General features: G+C 71.7%; 20 protein-coding genes. 12 read left to right on the forward strand and 8 right to left on the reverse strand.

Annotated features, from left to right (window positions below; genetic code table 11):
- Positions 1–8: 8 nt before the first annotated feature.
- The 7 genes from mshD to R2S09_RS30840 all read right to left on the reverse strand — a co-directional run bounded on the left by mshD (position 9) and on the right by R2S09_RS30840 (position 6,984).
- Entirely contained in the window at positions 9–929 is a 921-nt protein-coding gene (gene mshD / locus R2S09_RS30810; protein WP_306191358.1) for a mycothiol synthase, read from the reverse strand.
- Between the two features lie 51 nt (positions 930–980).
- Positions 981–2,465, reverse strand: coding sequence for a HAMP domain-containing sensor histidine kinase (locus R2S09_RS30815; RefSeq protein ID WP_306191359.1), 1,485 nt, complete (start codon positions 2,463–2,465; stop codon positions 981–983).
- On the reverse strand, positions 2,462–3,214 hold the full coding sequence (locus R2S09_RS30820) for a response regulator transcription factor (protein WP_306191360.1): 753 nt from the start codon (positions 3,212–3,214) through the stop codon (positions 2,462–2,464). The genes R2S09_RS30815 and R2S09_RS30820 overlap by 4 nt, the downstream gene beginning before the upstream one ends.
- A 138-nt stretch (positions 3,215–3,352) precedes the next feature.
- On the reverse strand, positions 3,353–3,586 hold the full coding sequence (locus tag R2S09_RS30825; RefSeq protein WP_306191361.1) for a hypothetical protein: 234 nt from the start codon (positions 3,584–3,586) through the stop codon (positions 3,353–3,355).
- A 132-nt stretch (positions 3,587–3,718) separates the two neighbouring features.
- A complete protein-coding gene (locus R2S09_RS30830) occupies positions 3,719–4,792 on the reverse strand; it encodes a trypsin-like peptidase domain-containing protein (RefSeq protein ID WP_316744565.1) in 1,074 nt (357 codons plus the stop codon).
- A gap of 178 nt (positions 4,793–4,970) precedes the next feature.
- The gene (locus R2S09_RS30835) at positions 4,971–5,993 is read right to left on the reverse strand and encodes a LacI family DNA-binding transcriptional regulator (RefSeq protein WP_306191363.1); all 1,023 of its coding nucleotides are present in this window, start codon (positions 5,991–5,993) and stop codon (positions 4,971–4,973) included.
- Positions 5,994–6,192: 199 nt separating this feature from the next.
- Complete coding sequence (locus R2S09_RS30840) at positions 6,193–6,984, reverse strand: response regulator transcription factor (RefSeq protein WP_306191364.1); 792 nt, start codon at positions 6,982–6,984, stop codon at positions 6,193–6,195.
- A gap of 280 nt (positions 6,985–7,264) precedes the next feature.
- Between R2S09_RS30840 and R2S09_RS30845 the strand changes: the two genes are divergently transcribed.
- The 8 genes from R2S09_RS30845 to R2S09_RS30875 all read left to right on the forward strand — a co-directional run bounded on the left by R2S09_RS30845 (position 7,265) and on the right by R2S09_RS30875 (position 12,724).
- On the forward strand, positions 7,265–8,209 hold the full coding sequence (locus R2S09_RS30845) for an alpha/beta fold hydrolase (RefSeq protein WP_316744567.1): 945 nt from the start codon (positions 7,265–7,267) through the stop codon (positions 8,207–8,209).
- Between the two features lie 42 nt (positions 8,210–8,251).
- Positions 8,252–8,506, forward strand: a complete 255-nt coding sequence (locus tag R2S09_RS30850; protein ID WP_030164669.1) for a MoaD/ThiS family protein — start codon at positions 8,252–8,254, stop codon at positions 8,504–8,506.
- 3 nt (positions 8,507–8,509) lie between these two features.
- On the forward strand, positions 8,510–9,733 hold the full coding sequence (locus R2S09_RS30855) for a hypothetical protein (RefSeq protein ID WP_316744569.1): 1,224 nt from the start codon (positions 8,510–8,512) through the stop codon (positions 9,731–9,733).
- Between the two features lie 312 nt (positions 9,734–10,045).
- Positions 10,046–10,771, forward strand: coding sequence for a DUF2993 domain-containing protein (locus R2S09_RS30860; RefSeq protein WP_306191368.1), 726 nt, complete (start codon positions 10,046–10,048; stop codon positions 10,769–10,771).
- Positions 10,772–10,968: 197 nt separating this feature from the next.
- The gene (locus tag R2S09_RS40680; protein WP_350751515.1) at positions 10,969–11,049 is read left to right on the forward strand and encodes an Ms5788A family Cys-rich leader peptide; all 81 of its coding nucleotides are present in this window, start codon (positions 10,969–10,971) and stop codon (positions 11,047–11,049) included.
- Positions 11,050–11,199: 150 nt separating this feature from the next.
- Positions 11,200–12,045 (forward strand): sulfurtransferase, encoded by an 846-nt coding sequence (locus R2S09_RS30865; RefSeq protein ID WP_306191370.1) that lies wholly within the window; start codon positions 11,200–11,202, stop codon positions 12,043–12,045.
- Between the two features lie 38 nt (positions 12,046–12,083).
- Positions 12,084–12,371 carry a DUF1416 domain-containing protein gene (locus R2S09_RS30870; protein ID WP_010351646.1) on the forward strand — a complete coding sequence of 96 codons (288 nt, stop codon included), beginning with the start codon at positions 12,084–12,086 and terminating at the stop codon, positions 12,369–12,371.
- A gap of 95 nt (positions 12,372–12,466) precedes the next feature.
- On the forward strand, positions 12,467–12,724 hold the full coding sequence (locus R2S09_RS30875) for a DUF3099 domain-containing protein (RefSeq protein ID WP_030164685.1): 258 nt from the start codon (positions 12,467–12,469) through the stop codon (positions 12,722–12,724).
- 44 nt (positions 12,725–12,768) lie between these two features.
- Here R2S09_RS30875 and R2S09_RS30880 read toward each other — a convergent pair whose 3' ends face one another.
- Positions 12,769–13,131 carry a DsrE family protein gene (locus tag R2S09_RS30880; protein WP_316744572.1) on the reverse strand — a complete coding sequence of 121 codons (363 nt, stop codon included), beginning with the start codon at positions 13,129–13,131 and terminating at the stop codon, positions 12,769–12,771.
- A 193-nt stretch (positions 13,132–13,324) separates the two neighbouring features.
- Here R2S09_RS30880 and R2S09_RS30885 point away from each other — a divergent pair, with 193 nt between their 5' ends.
- The 4 genes from R2S09_RS30885 (at position 13,325) to R2S09_RS30900 (ending at position 16,568) form a co-directional block, all read left to right on the forward strand.
- Positions 13,325–13,975: a hypothetical protein gene (locus tag R2S09_RS30885; protein ID WP_316744575.1), complete on the forward strand. Its 651-nt coding sequence runs from the start codon at positions 13,325–13,327 to the stop codon at positions 13,973–13,975.
- 146 nt (positions 13,976–14,121) lie between these two features.
- Positions 14,122–14,847, forward strand: coding sequence for a hypothetical protein (locus tag R2S09_RS30890; protein ID WP_316744576.1), 726 nt, complete (start codon positions 14,122–14,124; stop codon positions 14,845–14,847).
- On the forward strand, positions 14,844–15,767 hold the full coding sequence (locus R2S09_RS30895) for a hypothetical protein (RefSeq protein WP_316744577.1): 924 nt from the start codon (positions 14,844–14,846) through the stop codon (positions 15,765–15,767). The genes R2S09_RS30890 and R2S09_RS30895 overlap by 4 nt, the downstream gene beginning before the upstream one ends.
- Positions 15,768–15,992: 225 nt before the next feature.
- Positions 15,993–16,568: an FABP family protein gene (locus R2S09_RS30900; RefSeq protein WP_306191375.1), complete on the forward strand. Its 576-nt coding sequence runs from the start codon at positions 15,993–15,995 to the stop codon at positions 16,566–16,568.
- Positions 16,569–16,571: the final 3 nt, after the last annotated feature.

Raw genomic sequence — 16,571 nt, forward strand, 5'->3', positions numbered from 1 at the left:
TGCCGCCGTCACGTCTCCGTGCGGTACATGAGGTCCGTCTCGTACGTGGTGAAGCCGAGCCGTTCGTAGACCGACACCGCCGCCTTGTTGTCGGCGTCGACGTAGAGCATCGCGGTGGGCAGGCCCTGCGCGGCCAGGTGGCGCAGGCCGATCAGCGTGAGGGCCTTGCCGAGGCCGCCGCCCTGTGCCCCGGGACGGACCCCGAGGACGTAGACCTCGCCGAGCCCCTCGGCCGCGTGGACCTTGGTCCAGTGGAAGCCGACCAGCCGGCCCTCGCGCTCGGCCAGGAAGAACCCGCTCGGATCGAACCAGGGCTCCGCCTTGCGGGCGTCGAGGTCACGCTGGGTGAGGGAGCCCTGCTCGGGGTGGTGGGCGAACGCCTCCGCGTTCACGGCGAGCCAGGCGGCGTCGTCCTGGCCGGGGACGAAGGTCCGTGCCGTCACCCCCTCCGGCAGCACCGGCTCCGGCAGGTCGAGGCCGGCCAGCGGGCGACGCATCTGCCGCAGTTCCCGGAACAGGGTCAGCCCGAGCACCTGTGACAGGTGCCGGGCGGCGGAGTGACCGCCGTGCGCCCACACCCGCAGCCGCTTGCCGGAGGCGGCCAGCAGCGCCGATCCCAGCGCGCGTCCGTGCCCGTGGCCGCGGTACGCGGGATGGACGACCAGCTCGGCGGCGGGCGCCTCCACGGGGTCGGTGTCCTCCAGCTGCGCGTAGCCGACCAGCTCGCCGTCGACGCTCAGCAGCAGATGGGAGACGCCCTCCCGGGCACCGCCGCGCAGCTGGAGCCGGCCCTGTTCGGACACCGCCTGCTGCCCGTCGGTGCGGGCGGCCTCCGCCAGCAGGCCGAGCACGGCTTCGGCCTGGTCGGGGGAGAGAGCGGAGACGGACTCCAGGGAGCGGGCGATCGGTGCGGTGTCGTCGCTGGTCATGCGTCCGAGACTACCGACGACCACCGGATCGGGCGGTCGGCTTGCCACGGGTCACGGCAGTTCGGGCTGTTCCGGCTGTTCCGGCAACTCGGGCAGTTCCGGCGGCGGAGTGGGCGCCCCGGGCAGCCGTACGGTCGCCACCGTGCCGCCGCCCTCGGCCGGGGCGAGGGCGACCTCGCCGCCGGCCTGCTGGATCGTGCGGGCGACGATGGACAGGCCCAGGCCCGAGCCGGGCAGCGCGCGGGCGCTCGGGGAGCGCCAGAAACGGTCGAAGACGTGGGGGAGTTCGTCGGCGGCGATGCCGGGTCCGTGGTCGCGGACCGTGAGGACACCGTCGGCCAGCAGCACCTCGACCGAGCCGGCCTCGGGGCTGAACTTCACCGCGTTGTCCAAAATGTTGACGATCGCGCGCTCCATGGCCGCCGGCTCCGCCCGTACGTACCAGGGGTCCAGGTCCGCCGTGACGGTCAGCTCGGGGCCGCGCAGCCGGGCGCGGCGCAGCGCCGTGTCCACGGTGTCGTGGAACGCGATCACCTGGACCCGCTCGCCCCGCTGGCCCTCCGAGCGCGACAGCTCCTGGAGGTCGCCGATCAGTGAGGCGAGCTCCGTCATCTGCGCCTTGACCGAGGCCAGCAGCGCCTTGCGGTCGGCCTCCGGGAGCGGGCGGCCGGTCTCCTCGCTGCGGGAGAGGAGCTCGATGTTGGTGCGCAGCGAGGTCAGAGGGGTGCGCAGCTCGTGGCCCGCGTCCGCGATCAGCTGCTGCTGCAGGTCGCGGGAGCTGGCCAGGGCGGACGTCATCGAGTTGAAGGAGCGGGACAGGCGGGCGATCTCGTCCTCGCTGTCGTCCTCCACCGGGATGCGGATGGTCAGGTCCTCGGTGCGGGCCACGTGCTCGACGGCCTCGGTGAGCCGGTCGACGGGGCGCAGACCGGCGCGGGCGACGGCGAGGCCGGCGGCCCCGGAACCGACGACCCCCAGGCCGGAGACGAGCAGGAGCAGCAGGGCCAGGTCGTTGAGGGTCTTCTCGGTGTCCTCCAGGGACAGGGCGAGCATGAAGGCGATGCCCGGGTAGGCCTCGGCGTCGGGGCCGGGGCCCGTCGGAACGGCGAGGGTCATCACCCGGACGTTGTTGCCCTGCGTGTCGGTGGCGGTGTGGAAGGTGCGCTGCCGCACGCTCGGGTCGGCGGCCACCTTCTTGTCCACGGCGCTGACCTTGATCACGCCCTCGGAGCGGGGGTCCACGCAGAACCGGCCCTGCGCCGTCACCAGCTGCACGTACAGGAACGAGCGCTGCATGTCGCCGGTCGAGTCGTCCGTGGTCTGCGTGCAGTTGGCGGCCAGCGACGACGCCGTGGTGGCGGTCACCCGGCCGTAGCTCCCCAGCCGGGAGTCCACCTCGCTGTACAGCCGCCTCTGCACGACGAACCAGCAGGCGATGGAGACCGCCGCCACCGCGAACGCCACCGCCGCCGCCACCAGCAGCGCCAGTCGCGAGCGGATGGGCAGCGAGCGGAACCGGCGCCCGACCTTGCTCACTCCGCGCCGCCCTGCCGCAGGACGTACCCCACCCCGCGCACCGTGTGGACGAGGCGCGGCTCACCGCCGGCCTCGGTCTTGCGGCGCAGGTACATGACGTAGACGTCCAGGGAGTTCGACGACGGCTCGAAGTCGAAGCCCCAGACCGCCTTCAGGATCTGCTCACGGGTGAGCACCTGGCGCGGATGGGCCATGAACATCTCCAGCAGCGTGAACTCGGTGCGGGTCAGCTCCACCTGGCGTCCGCCGCGCGTGACCTCGCGGGTGGCCAGGTCCATGCGCAGGTCGGCGAAGGTGAGCGCGTCGCCCTCGTCCGCCGCGCCCGCCACGGCCGCGGCATAGGAGCTGCGGCGCAGCAGGGCGCGGATACGGGCGAACAGCTCGTCCAGCTCGAACGGCTTGACCAGGTAGTCGTCCGCCCCGGCGTCCAGCCCGGTGACCCGGTCGCCGACCGTGTCGCGGGCCGTCAGCATCAGGATCGGGGTGGTGTCGCCCGCCCCGCGGATACGGCGGGCGGCGGTCAGGCCGTCCATGCGGGGCATCTGGATGTCGAGGACGACCAGGTCCGGTCCGTACGCGTTCGCCTTCTCCAGGGCGTCCGCGCCGTCGACCGCGACCTCGGTGTCGTAGCCCTCGAAGGCGAGGCTGCGCTGGAGTGCCTCGCGCACCGCCGGCTCGTCGTCGACGATCAGGATGCGCTGGGGGTCACGGTCGCGGTCGCGGTCACGGTCGCCGTCGAGGGGGCTCATCGGTCGTTGTTCCTCGGTTTTCCTGGGGCCGGTCGGCAGGGGAGCGGCAGGGACGCCCCCAGCCTCGCACGTTCCGCGCCCGCCGGGTGGGGCACGGGACCTCGCGGCCTGTCACACCGCCGGGGTGCCTCGCGCCTGTCACGCCGCGAGGGCCGTGAGCCGCCTCAGCGGCACCTTGGGGCGGCGCGAGCGCCCGGCGGGGGTGCGCAGTCCCATCAGCTGGGGGACGGCGGCGGGGGGCAGCGCGGGGCGGTCGGCGGGGTTGTCCGCCGGACTGTGGAGTTCCTTCGCTACGGCCAGCGTCAGGGAGACGCCCGCGGGGACGCTCGCGTCGACGGTCTCGGTCCACTCGTGCACGACCTGCTGGATCATGGCGGTACTCCTTGGTGCGAGGTGTTGCGGGGGCTGGCTGGGTCTGCTGGTCGTCGTCCTCGGTGTCGCTGTCGGTGGTGTCGGTGGGGGGGGGCTGTCGCTCCGTCGTCGGTGCTGTCGCTTCGGCTCCGGTCAGCTCTGGGAGCCGGAGCGCAGCTTGGCCAGGTCGGCCTTGACGGTGTTGATCGGGATGGCGAAGCCGAGGCCCACGCTGCCCGCGCTGGACGAGTCCGAGGCGGCGGCGGCCGAGTACATCGCCGAGTTGATGCCGATGATGTTGCCGTTCGCGTCGATGAGCGCGCCGCCGGAGTTGCCCGGGTTCAGGGAGGCGTCGGTCTGGATCGCCTTGTAGGTGGTCGTGGAGGACCCGGTGTCGCCGTTGAAGTGGCGGCCGCCGAACTCGAACGGCCACTGGCCGTCGCCCTGCCCCTGTCCCTGGTTCTCGTCGGTGGAGACGGTCACGTCCCGGTCGAGGGCGGAGACGATGCCGCTGGTGACGGTACCGGTGAGGCCTTCGGGGGAGCCGATGGCGACGACCTGGTCGCCGACCGCGACGCCGTCGGAGTTGCCGAGGGTCGCCGGCTTCAGGCCGGAGGCTCCGTCCAGCTTGATCAGGGCGAGGTCCTTGGAGCTGTCGGTGCCGACGACCTGCGCGGTGTAGGTCTTGCCGTCGCTGGTCCGGGCCTTGACCGAGGAGGCTCCGGCTATGACGTGGTTGTTGGTGAGGATCTCGCCGCCGCTGCTGATGATCACGCCGGAGCCGGTGGACGTGCCGCCCGCCAGGGTGGCGGTGATCTCCGCGACGCTCGGGCTGACCGCCTTGGCGATCGCCGCGATGCTGCCCCGCCGGCCGGTGGGCACCACGTTGGTGCTGGTGCTGCTGGAGGCCACCGTGTCCTTGCCGGTCAGCTCCTGGAAGGCGAACGCGGTGCCGCCGCCCACGGCCGCGGCGGCGATCGCCACGGCGGCGAGCAGCGCGACCGGACCCTTGGCGCGCTTCTTCGAGGGCTGCGCGGGAGGGTACGCCGGGGGGTAGGCCGGAGGATGCGCCGGCGGGGCCGGCCACTCCGGGTTCACCGCGTTCCCTGCGTTCCCCGCGTTCCCCGCGTTCACCGGGGACGCCTGCTGCTGCCGGTACGGGAACGGGTCCTGCCCGTCACCCCGGGGATCCTCGTACGCGCCGCTGCGGCGGAAGCTCTCGGTCATGTCAATGAGAGTGTCCCGGGATCATGAGAGCTTCGTGAGTCCCCGCTGAAAAGCCCGACAGAACCGCGTATGCCCGAAATAAGGGCGGCCGAGGAGGGCCGGGTCGCCGGGTTCGGGCGAAGGGCGAACCCGGGAGCCGAGCCGGAGAAGCGTAGCCGGAGAGGCGAACCGGGAGGGGCTACGCGCAGCCGCAGGACTTGCGGACCACCAGCCGTGACGGGAACACCTTCAGCCGCTCCCGCCGCGACCCGGCGACCCGCGGCCCGTCGTCGAGCACCAGGTCCACGGCTGCCCGGGCCATCGCCGAGCGGTCGGAGGCGACCGTGGTCAGCGGCGGATCCGTCAGCGCCGCCTCCTTGATGTCGTCGAACCCGGCCACGGCCAGCTCGCCCGGCACGTCGATGCGCAGCTCCCGCGCGGCCCGCAGCAGGCCGATCGCCTGGTCGTCCGTGGAACAGAAGATCGCCGGCGGCCGGTCGGGGCCGGAGAGGATCTCCAGGCCGACCTGGTAGGCGTCGTAGCGGTTGTACGGCGCCTCGAACAGCCGTCCCTCCGTCGACAGGCCCGCCTCGGTCATCGCGCGCCGCCAGCCCTCGACGTGGTCGGAGACCGGGTCGCCCACGGCCGGTGTCTCGGCGGTGCCGCCCACACAGGCGACGTAGTCGTAGCCGTGCTCCAGCAGGTGGCGTACGGCGAGCTGGGCGCCGCCGAGGTCGTCGGTGACCACGGCCACGTCGTCGATGGCCTCGGGCCGCTCGTGCAGCAGTACGACCCGGGCGTCCCAGGCCTCGATCTCGGCGGCGGCCTGGTCGTTCAGCGCGTGGCTGACCAGGATCAGGCCGGAGACCCGCATACCGAGGAAGGCGCGCAGGTAGTGGACCTCGCGCTCGGCGACGTAGTCGGTGTTGCCGACCAGCACCATCTTGCCGCGCTCTGCGGCGGCCCACTCGACCGCGTGCGCCATCTCCCCGAAGAAGGGCTGGCGGGCGTCCGGAATGATCAGCCCTATCAGGTCCGTGCGGCGCGAGGCCATCGCCTGGGCGACCCGGTCGGGCCGGTACCCCAGTTCCTTGATCGCTGCGAGGACGCGCTCGCGCGTGGCCGGGGCGACCGGCCGGGGTCCGTTGTTGATGACATAGCTGACCACGGCGGTGGAAGTCCCCGCCAGCCTCGCCACGTCGTCCCGAGTCACCTTTGCCACGCGCGGAGTCTACGCGGATGGATCCGCCCAGGGGCAGGGCGTATCAAAGCTTGGATGTGCGCCCGCAACGCCCACCACGCCGACGAGTACGCCCCGGGCCCCGCACCCGGGCGCACTCCGGCCGCCCCGAGCGGCTCTCCCGGGCGCACTCCGCCGTCCCCGCGGGCCGGCTCCCGGACCCGCTCCCGCCCGGCCCGGGTCAGGCCTCCGCGCGGGCGTCCGCCCGGACGGCGGTGGCCGCGGAGTCCGTGTCGTCGGCGGGCGGCCGGGCCTTCTCGGCCTTCGCCTTGTTCTTGGCCTCGTCCGTGCTGCGGTCGCTCTTCTCGGGGGTGACGAAGCGGTAGCCGACGTTTCGTACGGTGCCGATCAGCGACTCGTGCTCGGGCCCGAGCTTGGCGCGCAGCCGCCGTACGTGGACGTCGACGGTCCGGGTGCCGCCGAAGTAGTCGTAGCCCCAGACCTCCTGGAGCAGCTGGGCGCGGGTGAACACGCGCCCCGGGTGCTGCGCGAGGTACTTCAGCAGCTCGAACTCCTTGAAGGTGAGGTCCAGCACCCGGCCCTTGAGCTTGGCGCTGTACGTCGCCTCGTCCACCGACAGGTCGCCGTTGCGGATCTCCATGGGTGAGTCGTCGCCCACGATCTGCTGGCGGCCCATGGCCAGCCGCAGCCGCGCCTCGACCTCGGCCGGGCCGGCGGTGTCCAGCAGCACGTCGTCGATGCCCCAGTCGGCGGTGACGGCCGCCAGGCCGCCCTCCGTCACGACGAGGATCAGCGGACAGCCGGGGCCGGTGGAGCGCAGCAGCTGGCACAGGCTGCGCACCTGCGGCAGGTCGCGCCGTCCGTCGACCAGGATGACGTCGGCACCCGGGGTGTCCACGAGCGCCGGGCCCTCCGCCGGGGCCACGCGCACGTTGTGCAGCAGCAGGCCGAGGGCGGGGAGCACCTCTGTCGACGGCTGAAGGGCGTTGGTCAGGAGCAGCAGTGAACTCATCGCGCCCCACCTGCCTGGGTCGTATGTTCGTGCACGGTTCGCTCGTCCATGGCGTCTGGTTCCTCCTCGGGTCCCGGCGAGGACGTATGCGGCACTGCTTCGTCGCTTCCTTGCGTGGTGCGAATCCCGCGCCCCTGGGACCCGCCGTGACCGGGGTGGCCACTGTGCGCTCGACGGCCCGTACACCTGCGGTTTCCCGCGTCGTATACAACGCTTCCGAAAGCACAAAAGGACCCGGGGGCTTCGCTGCCCGAGTCCTCTTCCCAGCAGAATAGCCGACATGAGCTCGGATTCGGCAGGTCATGTGGCGCATTCGACGATCGTCCCGGAGTCTGAGACGCCGCCGCGGACACGTGTCAGGAGGTTCCTGACCGCGGCGGACGGGGTCGCGATCGAAGCCGTGTACGAACCCGGCGCGGCCGGCGGGCGCGGCTCGGGCGGAGTGTTCGTGATCGCACACGGTTTCACCGGCGACCTGGGCAGGCCGCACGTGCGCCGGGTGGCGCGGACGCTGGCCCGGTACGGAGCCGTGGTCACGTTCTCCTTCCGCGGTCACGGGGCCTCCGGCGGGCGCTCGACGGTCGGTGACCGGGAGGTGCTGGACCTGGCGGCGGCGGTGGCGTGGGCGCGCGGCCTCGGGCACCCGCGCGTGACGACCGTCGGCTTCTCCATGGGGGGCTCCGTGGTGCTGCGGCACGCGGCGCTGTACGGCCCGGGATCGGACGCCCGGGAGGTCCGGGAGGTCCGGGAGGGCGCCTGGAAGGCCGGGGAGGCCCGGGAGGCCCGGGAGGACGCCCAGGACGCCAAGGACGCCCAGGAGGCCCGGGAAGAGGCGCGGACGGACGCCGTGGTCTCCGTCAGTGCCCCCGCCCGCTGGTACTACCGGGGCACTGCCCCCATGCGCCGGCTGCACTGGCTCGTCATGCGCCCCGAGGGCCGCCTGCTGAGCCGCTACGGCCTGCGCACCCGCATCCACCACCGCGACTGGGACCCCGTCCCGCTGTCCCCGGTCGAGGCGGTCCCGCTCATCACGCCCACGCCCCTGCTGATCGTGCACGGCGACCGGGACGCCTACTTCCCCCTCGACCACCCCCGGATGCTGGCCACGGCCGCCGGTGACCACGGCGAACTCTGGCTGGAGCCCGGCATGGGCCACGCCGAGAACGCCGCCGCCGACGAGCTGCTGCACCGCATCGCGCGCTGGAGCGTGGCGCAGGCGGGCTAGCCTTTCCCTGTTCATGACCGAGTGACTCGATCGAGGGACCAGATGGCAAAGGTCACGGTGCGCTACTGGGCGGCGGCGAAGGCCGCCGCCGGGGTCGCCGAGGAGCCGTACGAGGCGGGGACGCTCGCCGAGGCGCTCGACGCGGTGCGCGAGCGCCACCCGGGTGAACTCGCCCGCGTCCTGCTGCGCTGCTCGTTCCTCATCGACGGCGACCCCGTGGGAACGCGCGATCACGACACGGTACGGCTGACCGAGGGCGGCACGGTCGAGGTGCTCCCCCCGTTCGCAGGAGGGTGAGCGATGACCGACCAGCCGTATGAGGGTGCCCCGGGGGCCCCAGGTGCCCCGTACCAGGGTTCCTACGAGGGCTCGTACGACAACCCGTACGGGAGCCCGTACCAGGGCCACGATCCGTACGCACAGCACCCCCAGCACCCACAGCAGCACCAGAACCCCCAGTTCCAGCCCCAGCAGCCCCAGCAGCCCCAGCCGTGGCCCGGGCAGCAGCAGGCGTACGGTGACCCGCACGCCGACCAGCAGCAGTACACGCAGCAGTGGCAGGGGCAGACCTGGGAGACCCAGACCCACGCCCGGCCCGTCCCCGCGGCGGCCGAGCCGGCCGCACAGACGGCCTACCTGCCCCCGGTGAACCACCAGCCGGCTCCGGCGCCCGCGGCGTCCGCGACACCCGCCGCCCCCTCCGCCACGGCCGCCCAGGAAGGCGCCGAGCCCGCCTACGGTCCCGCGACCCTCGCCGGCAACGCCCGCGTCACCGACGCCCAGCGCGCCCGTGCCGAGGGCCGCTCGCCCGTCATCGAACCCGGCATGCAGCCGGCCGCGCTCACCGCGCTGCTGGGGCTGCTGCTGGCCGGAGCGGCGGAGATCGGCACGTACGCGCTGCTCGTGCCGCTGGTGGTGCTCCAGGCCGTGACCGCCGCGGGCTGGTTCCGGCTGAACGGCATGTGGCCCGCCCGGCAGGGCATCGCCCTCGGTTTCGCGGGCGCGCTCGTCGCGGACGCGGCGGTGCTGGGCGCGGGCCGCGAGCACGCGCCCGCGGCGATCCTCGGCACGCTCGGGGTGTGGGTGCTGCTCTCCCTGGTCCTCCAGCTGCGCTCGCACGCCGACCCGGACGAGCGGATGTACGGCCTGATGGCGACCGTCGCGGCGTCCGCGCTGGCGATCCTCGCGGCCGGGTATCCGGCGGGCGGCGCCGACGCGGTCGCGGTCGGCGCGGTGGCGGTCGCCGTGGCCGTCCTCGCGCGTGCGCTGCCGATCCCGACGGCGGCCTCCGTGGTCGTCTCGCTGCTCGCCGCGGCGGGCGCGGGCATCGCCGTCGGCGGCATGACGGGCCTGGGCTCGAAGGGCGCGCTCCTGGGCGCGGGCGCGGCCGTGTGCGCCCTGATCGGCCATCGCGCGGCCGGCTACGACTACCCCTCACGCTTCGTGCACTTCACGGCCGGTGTCGCCCTCCCGCTGACGGCGGCGGCACCGGTGGTGTGGGTGCTGGGGCGCGCGCTGGGGTAGCCATACTTGGTGCAAGGTGGCCAACACGCTGAGTGACGGTCAAGCCGGCGCAACGGCTCGTTGCGAGAACCAAGCACGAGCTGCCTCGAATTGCTGTGCCGAACCGGGCCGGTTCCGTCCCGGCTGATGCTGAGGGAGTAGGACCTTTCAGGTCGCGGACCTGCGGGGCTTCCTGAGTCAGGAATCCCCTGCTTCGGCTGGGGGAGGGCTCAAAGCTGATCGACAATCCCCCTCCGGGTGTACGGCCAGGGTTACGCTCGCGAAGGACGGCCGCCCGGCCGTCCTTCGACCGCCGAGGTGGGGGAACACCGGATGCGCGCGCTGCGGGTACTGCTGATCGTCGTCGTCATCCTCGGCGTGCTGTTCGTCGTGGTCGACCGGGTGGCGGTGCACTTCGCACAGAACGAGGCCGCCGACAAGCTGAGGTCCACGGAGAACCTGGCGAGCACCCCGGACGTGTCCATCAACGGCTTCCCGTTCCTCACGCAGCTGGCGAGCGGCGAGCTGGACGACGTCGAGGTCGGCATCAAGGACTACGACGCGGCCACGGGCGACGGCACGCGGAAGATCCGTATCGACGACCTCAAGGCCGACATGAAGGGCGTGAGGTTCTCCGGCGACTACAGCTCCGCCACCGCGGACAGCGCCACCGGCACCGCGACCATCGCCTACGACGAGCTGCTGAAGACCGCCAAGTCCGAGCCCACCGACGTCGGCTTCGGCATCAAGGCCCAGGTGGTGGGTCTGTCGTACGGGGGCAACGGCAAGATCAGGGTCGCCGTCAAGTTCTCCCTGCTGCCCGAGCCGATCTCCGTGCTCAGCTCGGTCACCGTGCGGAACGACAAGGTGCAGGTGCACGCCGACTCCCTGCCGAGGCTCGCGGGCGTGCAGCTGATCGAGAGCCGGTTCCGGTCGATCACCGACTTCCAGCAGGCGATCGACCAGCTGCCCGGCGACATCAGGCTGGACTCGGTGCAGGCGGCCAAGGACGGCGTGGAGATCACGGTGAAGGGGTCGGACGTCAAGCTGGCCGGGTGACCGGCGGAGCCCGAGCCGCCCGATGTCCGACTGGCGAGACACCCCTGTCCGCAGCGCAGATGGGGCGACGGAAGACGACCGCCGGACCCCGCGCCGGGACGGCTCGACACCCCTTCGGTCCCACAGTGCGGACGATCGAATCTCATCATGCGACACGCCGGTGACATGTCCGCCCGTCCCTCCCTACGATCGGGCACATGAAGCGACAGGCGGATCTCACGAAGCGGCGGGCAGTGGACCTGTGCCGCGTTGCCGCCATGCTCTGTCGCCCCTTCTGAGCGGGAGCTCCGCCTCCCGCCTCCGCCGGCCCCGCACCTGATCCGGGGCCGTCCCCGCGCCCCGTACGCCGGCGTACCACGTCGCCGCGCACCGGTGCGCCCCCCTCGCACTCGCACACCCCGCCGCAACTGCCCCGGAGGAGATTGAGCATGAGCCGTAGCGACGTCCTGGTCGACGCCGACTGGCTGCAGGAGCACCTGGACGACCCGAGCATCGCCATCGTCGAGGTGGACGAGGACACGTCCGCGTACGACAAGAACCACATCAAGAACGCCATCCGGATCGACTGGACCAAGGACCTCCAGGACCCGGTGCGCCGTGACTTCGTCGACCAGGCCGGCTTCGAGAAGCTCCTGTCGGAGAAGGGCATCTCCAACGACCACACGGTGATCCTCTACGGCGGCAACAACAACTGGTTCGCGTCCTACGCCTACTGGTACTTCAAGCTCTACGGCCACGAGGGCGTCAAGCTCCTCGACGGCGGCCGCAAGAAGTGGGAGCTGGACGCCCGCGAGCTGGTCGACGGCACGGACGTGCCCGAGCGCGCGAAGACCGAGTACAAGGCCAAGCCGCAGGACGCCTCCATCCGTGCCTTCCGCGACGACGTCGTGAAGGCCATCGGCGCCCAGAACCTGGTCGACGTCCGCTCGCCCGACGAGTTCTCCGGCAAGCTGCTCGCCCCGGCCCACCTGCCGCAGGAGCAGTCTCAGCGCCCGGGCCACGTCCCCTCCGCCAAGAACATCCCGTGGTCGAAGAACGCCAACGACGACGGCACCTTCAAGTCGGACGAGGACCTCAAGGCCCTCTACGCCGAGGAGAACGTCGACCTCGGCAAGGACACCATCGCCTACTGCCGCATCGGTGAGCGCTCCGCGCTGACCTGGTTCGTCCTGCACGAGCTGCTGGGCGTCGAGAACGTCAAGAACTACGACGGCTCCTGGACCGAGTACGGCTCCCTGGTGGGCGTGCCGATCGAGCTGGGCTCCGGCAAGTAAACCGTCCCGACCGACCTATCTGACCTCTGGAGAAGCACATGTGTGGAGCGAAGGCCGGCGGCCCCGACGCCTCGACGATCAAGCCCGGTGAGACGACCATCCAGGGCCAGGTGACCCGCGACGGCGAGCCCGTGACCGGCTACGTCCGGCTGCTGGACTCGACCGGCGAGTTCACCGCGGAGGTTCCCACCTCCGCCACCGGCCAGTTCCGGTTCTACGCCGCCGAGGGCACCTGGACCGTGCGCGCCCTCGTTCCCGGCGCCACCGCCGACCGCACGGTCGTCGCCCAGCAGGGCGGCCTCGCGGAGGTCGCGATCGCGGTCTGAGGCCCCTGGGGTTCCTCGGACCACCGGGACCGCTGAAGGGCCGCACCTCTCGGGCTGGACGCCTGGGGTGCGGCCCTTCGGCATACGCTGAAGGTATGTACGCCCGCCGCCGTCACGCGTATTTCGCCTTGATGGGCACCTGTATCGGGTTGTTCGTCCTGGCGTGGGGCGTCGTGCGCATCTGGTCGGTTCCCGCGGCGGTCGGGATGTGCCTGTTCGCCATGGTGATCCCGCCGGTCGCCGCGATCATCGCCAACCGGCGCGGCCCGGAAGACCGCTGGTGGGACGACCCGTCCGGCGACCCGAAGTCCGACGAGTGGTGGGACGAACTGGACGGCAAGAAACGCCACTAGGCCCTCTGCTTTCCCAGTGCTCCGTTTCCCGGCGCTCCGGGCCCTCAGTAGACGAGCGCCTGCGTCTCGTCGCCCAGCGCCTCCTGCACGAAGACCTGCGCGCCCGCGATCCGCACGCCCTCGATCACGTCCTTCTCCGTGATGTCCCGGCGGGCCGCGCACTGCGTGCACAGGGTGATCCGGCCGGCCGCGAGGATCGAGTCGATCAGGTCGGGCAGCGGTGCCGCGTGCGGAAGCTCGAACTCGGCCGCCCGGCCCGGCAGCGCGAACCACGACGACTCCCCGGTCAGCCACAGCGAGACGTCGACCCCGCTGGCCACGGCCACAGCCGCCACCGTGAACGCCTGCGAGCACCGCTCGGGCGCGTCCGCCCCCGCCGTCACCTTGATCACGAGCTTCTTCGCCATGCCCGAATCGTAATCAGGTCACTTACAACTTCGGGCATCGGCTGTGGGTCTCCTGTGGAGCGCGCATACGGAAGGCGCGCTTCACGTTCTGTGGGGGGACGTCTTGGAAGAACCGGAAAGACCCGAAGAATCACGGCCTCCGCGCCGACGCGGGCGCTCCGTTCTGCTCGTCGCCGCGGCAGCCGCTCTCGGGTTGGTCGCCGGCACCTGCACGGGCTACCTCGTCCAGGCCGGCCGCGAGCCCACCGTGCTGCCGCCGCTGTCGCAGCCGGTCGTCGGGCAGGCGAAGGGTGCGGTGGAGCCGCTGCCGGCCGCGCAGGACCGGCGGGTGAAGACGGACGGCGACCTGCGCAAGCTGCTGATCGACCGGCCGAAGGGCGCCCGGGACGATCCCTTCTTCGCGAGCGACGACGGTTGGTGGACGCTCGCCGAGCATGCGGAGATCTACACCGAGCCGGCCCAGGTGTTCGCCGACGAGCTGGCGTCCCAGTTTCGGCGGGCAGCGATCACCTCGTGGCAGACGGGTGACACACATTCGGTGCTGATCGTCCTCGCGCAGTACCGCCAGGAAGAGGCCCTGAAGGCGGCTGCCAGCGCCAAGACAGCCATGCGCGGGGCTGAGCAGAACAACGTGGGCCACAGCTGGGGCGTTCCCGGCACCGGCGACGGCATGGCGTACTCGGACACTGAGCCCGACCGGAAGCCCGGCTACGTCCCGCTGTACTCGGCCGAGGCGCACGCCTGGCGTGGCGACATCGCCATGGAGATCTACGTCACCGACACCAAGCCGATCACCAAGAAGGAGATCATGAGCCTGGCCGAGCGGCAGATGGAGCGGCTTTGAACGAGAACCCGCCCCCGAGGCCCGAGCAGCCGGCAGAGCCCGTAGAGCCCGAGCGTCTTGCACAGCCCGAGCAGCCCGCGCAGGCCGTTCAGCCCGACGGGCCCGCCGAGCCGTCCCCTCGCCCCGCCCGGAGCCGGCGCAGGGCCGTGCCGATCATCGGCTGCGCCGTGCTGCTCGCCGCTCTGGTCGGTGGCACCGGCTTCACCGTGGTCACCGTGCGCGACGCCGATCGCGATCCCGGTGCCCCCGTCTGGCGCCTGCCGACGGCCGCCGCCGAGGGCAAGCGCCCGTCCGAGGCACGTGGGCTGAAAGGGCTGCTGCTGCCCTATGGCGCCGACGACAACGTCCGGGGTCCGGACCTGGACGAGTTCGGTGCCGACGCCGAACTCAACGGTGCGCAGGCCACCGCGTTGCGCAAGGAGTCGCTGCGAAGCCTGCCCCGCGCCCAGCGGCGCCGGCTGGAGAAGGAGATCGACAAGCAGCACATCCAGGGCATGGCGATGCGCAGCTATGTCAGCACCGCCACCAGGGAGGATTGGCAGCTCGCCAAGGATGCCTTCACCGCCGAGATCGTTCTGTCCCGCATGGACCGGCGCAGCGCACGCTCCATCGTCGCCTTCCAGCAGGACTTCCTCGACGCGCTGAAGGTCTTCCGCGCCGGTCCCGAGATCGAGGGCCACCGGAACGCCAAGTGCTTCCTGCCGCCCGCGGGCTCCAAGGACAAACTCGATGTCATGGTCTGCTCCGCCTACGAGGGCGACGTTCTGGTCAGCGCGACGATGAACGCGGTGAAGCCGCTGGACACCAAGGCCGCGGCGCGGCTGTTCCGTGACCAGCTCGACCGCATCAAGGACCCGGGGAAGGCGGTATGAGCGAGCAGACCCAGGACCAGCAGCCGGCGGTCCCGCCGATGCCCGAGGAGGCTCCCTCCGTGCCACCCCAGGCAGCTCCCGCACCCGTCGCACCTCCCGCACGCCCGGCGCCCCCCGAGGTACCCGCCGTCCCACCCGCCGTACCGGCGTCACCCGCCAAGGACCGCAGGCGGCTGCGGGCCGTGCTGCGCTGGACCGCTGCGGTCGTGGTCTTCGCCGTGGCCGGGACGGGGACGGCGTACGGGATCACGCGCATGGACCGCACCGACCTGCCCGGTCTCGCCACCGCCTCGGACGGCCGCTGGGACTACCCGGAGATCATCAGGCCGCCGCTGCCCTCCGGCAGCCCGGCACCGTTCGCCGACAGCAACGCCACCGGGGCGCACTACGCCGATCTGCGCGCCCTGCTGCTGCCCGCCCCCCGGGGTGCGCGGGAGGACAAGGCGCTGCGCGGCACCGGTGGATGGCTGGCGAAGAAGGACTTCCTCGCCGAGTACGCACGGCCCCAGGACCGTACCGAGCTCGGGCAGCAGCTGACCGACCACGGGCTGAGGCACATCGCGGCCCGCGGCTGGACCACGCAGGACGGCTCGCACACCCGGATCTACCTGCTCCAGTTCGACACCGCGGCCGTCGTGGACGACCTCGACGGAAAACTGACGCGGGAACACAGCCCCGGGTACGCCATACGCGGCGCGGACTCGTCGGTCTTCGACGCCGACTTCCCGATCGAGGCCCACAACGACGACATCCCGGGCACCTACTACGTGGAGTCCAAGCCGTACGGCGCCGAACAGGTGCGCCAGGCCTACCTCCGCGCCGGGGACGTCCTCGCCGTGATCCTCCAGTCCCGCAAGGGCGCCGCCCGTGCCGTTCCGTTCCAGCAGACGGTCACGTTGCAGAGCGAGCTGCTCGGCTGAGCGGCTGAAGGTCACCTCGACAGGAGGGCCGGATCCCGCCCGACTAAGCTGGGGTCCGGCCCTGTGTACGTACGTACCGCACCGCGCTCAACAAGGAGCACCCCGTGGAGATCTTCTTCGAAACCCTGCTGGTCCTGGTCTGCGTCGGCGTCCTCGCCTTCGCCTACCTGACCGTGAAGAAGCTGTACCAGGGCCAGCGCTGACTCCGAACAGGGAAACCAGCTCATGATCGAGATCCCGTCCGACCTCCACAAGGACCTCGTCCCCCTCGCCTTCCTGCTCGGTGACTGGGCCGGCGCGGGTGTCTTCGACTTCCCCGGCGCCGAGAAGTGCAACTTCGGCCAGGAGGTCACCTTCACCCACGACGGCCGGGACTTCCTGGAGTACCACTCCCGCACCTGGGTGCTGGACAACAACGGCAACAAGGTCAGGCCGCTGGAGTCGGAGGCCGGCTTCTGGCGGATCGACTCCGACCGCAAGGTCGAGGTCACGATGACCCGCGACGACGGCGTCATCGAGATCTGGTACGGCGAGCTGGCCGACAAGAAGCCGCAGATCGACCTGGTCACGGACGCCGTGGCGCGCACCGCCGCCTCCCGCCCCTACACCGGCGGCAAGCGGCTGTACGGCTACGTCAAGAGCGACCTGATGTGGGTCGGCGAGAAGCAGACCCCCGAGGTCGAGCTGCGCCCCTACATGTCCGCCCACCTGAAGAAGGTCGTCACCCCGGAGGACGTCGAGCGCTGGGCCAAGGCCCTCCCGGACGACCTGCCGGACGACGGGATCGCCTTCTTCAAGTAGTCC

The organism is Streptomyces sp. MK7 (genome assembly GCF_032658145.1).
In the GTDB taxonomy this organism is placed as follows: domain Bacteria; phylum Actinomycetota; class Actinomycetes; order Streptomycetales; family Streptomycetaceae; genus Streptomyces; species Streptomyces spiralis.

Excerpts from the sequence above, each read along its gene's own strand:
- mshD (WP_306191358.1), bottom strand. The coding sequence starts at position 929 with ATGACCAGCGACGACACCGCACCGATCGCCCGCTCCCTGGAGTCCGTC.
- R2S09_RS30820 (WP_306191360.1), bottom strand. The coding sequence starts at position 3,214 with ATGAGCCCCCTCGACGGCGACCGTGACCGCGACCGCGACCGTGACCCC.
- R2S09_RS30825 (WP_306191361.1), bottom strand. The coding sequence starts at position 3,586 with ATGATCCAGCAGGTCGTGCACGAGTGGACCGAGACCGTCGACGCGAGC.
- R2S09_RS30830 (WP_316744565.1), bottom strand. The coding sequence starts at position 4,792 with ATGACCGAGAGCTTCCGCCGCAGCGGCGCGTACGAGGATCCCCGGGGT.
- R2S09_RS30840 (WP_306191364.1), bottom strand. The coding sequence starts at position 6,984 with ATGAGTTCACTGCTGCTCCTGACCAACGCCCTTCAGCCGTCGACAGAG.
- R2S09_RS30845 (WP_316744567.1), top strand. The coding sequence starts at position 7,265 with ATGAGCTCGGATTCGGCAGGTCATGTGGCGCATTCGACGATCGTCCCG.
- R2S09_RS30850 (WP_030164669.1), top strand. The coding sequence starts at position 8,252 with ATGGCAAAGGTCACGGTGCGCTACTGGGCGGCGGCGAAGGCCGCCGCC.
- R2S09_RS30855 (WP_316744569.1), top strand. The coding sequence starts at position 8,510 with ATGACCGACCAGCCGTATGAGGGTGCCCCGGGGGCCCCAGGTGCCCCG.
- R2S09_RS30860 (WP_306191368.1), top strand. The coding sequence starts at position 10,046 with ATGCGCGCGCTGCGGGTACTGCTGATCGTCGTCGTCATCCTCGGCGTG.
- R2S09_RS40680 (WP_350751515.1), top strand. The coding sequence starts at position 10,969 with ATGAAGCGACAGGCGGATCTCACGAAGCGGCGGGCAGTGGACCTGTGC.
- R2S09_RS30865 (WP_306191370.1), top strand. The coding sequence starts at position 11,200 with ATGAGCCGTAGCGACGTCCTGGTCGACGCCGACTGGCTGCAGGAGCAC.
- R2S09_RS30870 (WP_010351646.1), top strand. The coding sequence starts at position 12,084 with ATGTGTGGAGCGAAGGCCGGCGGCCCCGACGCCTCGACGATCAAGCCC.
- R2S09_RS30875 (WP_030164685.1), top strand. The coding sequence starts at position 12,467 with ATGTACGCCCGCCGCCGTCACGCGTATTTCGCCTTGATGGGCACCTGT.
- R2S09_RS30880 (WP_316744572.1), bottom strand. The coding sequence starts at position 13,131 with ATGGCGAAGAAGCTCGTGATCAAGGTGACGGCGGGGGCGGACGCGCCC.
- R2S09_RS30895 (WP_316744577.1), top strand. The coding sequence starts at position 14,844 with ATGAGCGAGCAGACCCAGGACCAGCAGCCGGCGGTCCCGCCGATGCCC.
- R2S09_RS30900 (WP_306191375.1), top strand. The coding sequence starts at position 15,993 with ATGATCGAGATCCCGTCCGACCTCCACAAGGACCTCGTCCCCCTCGCC.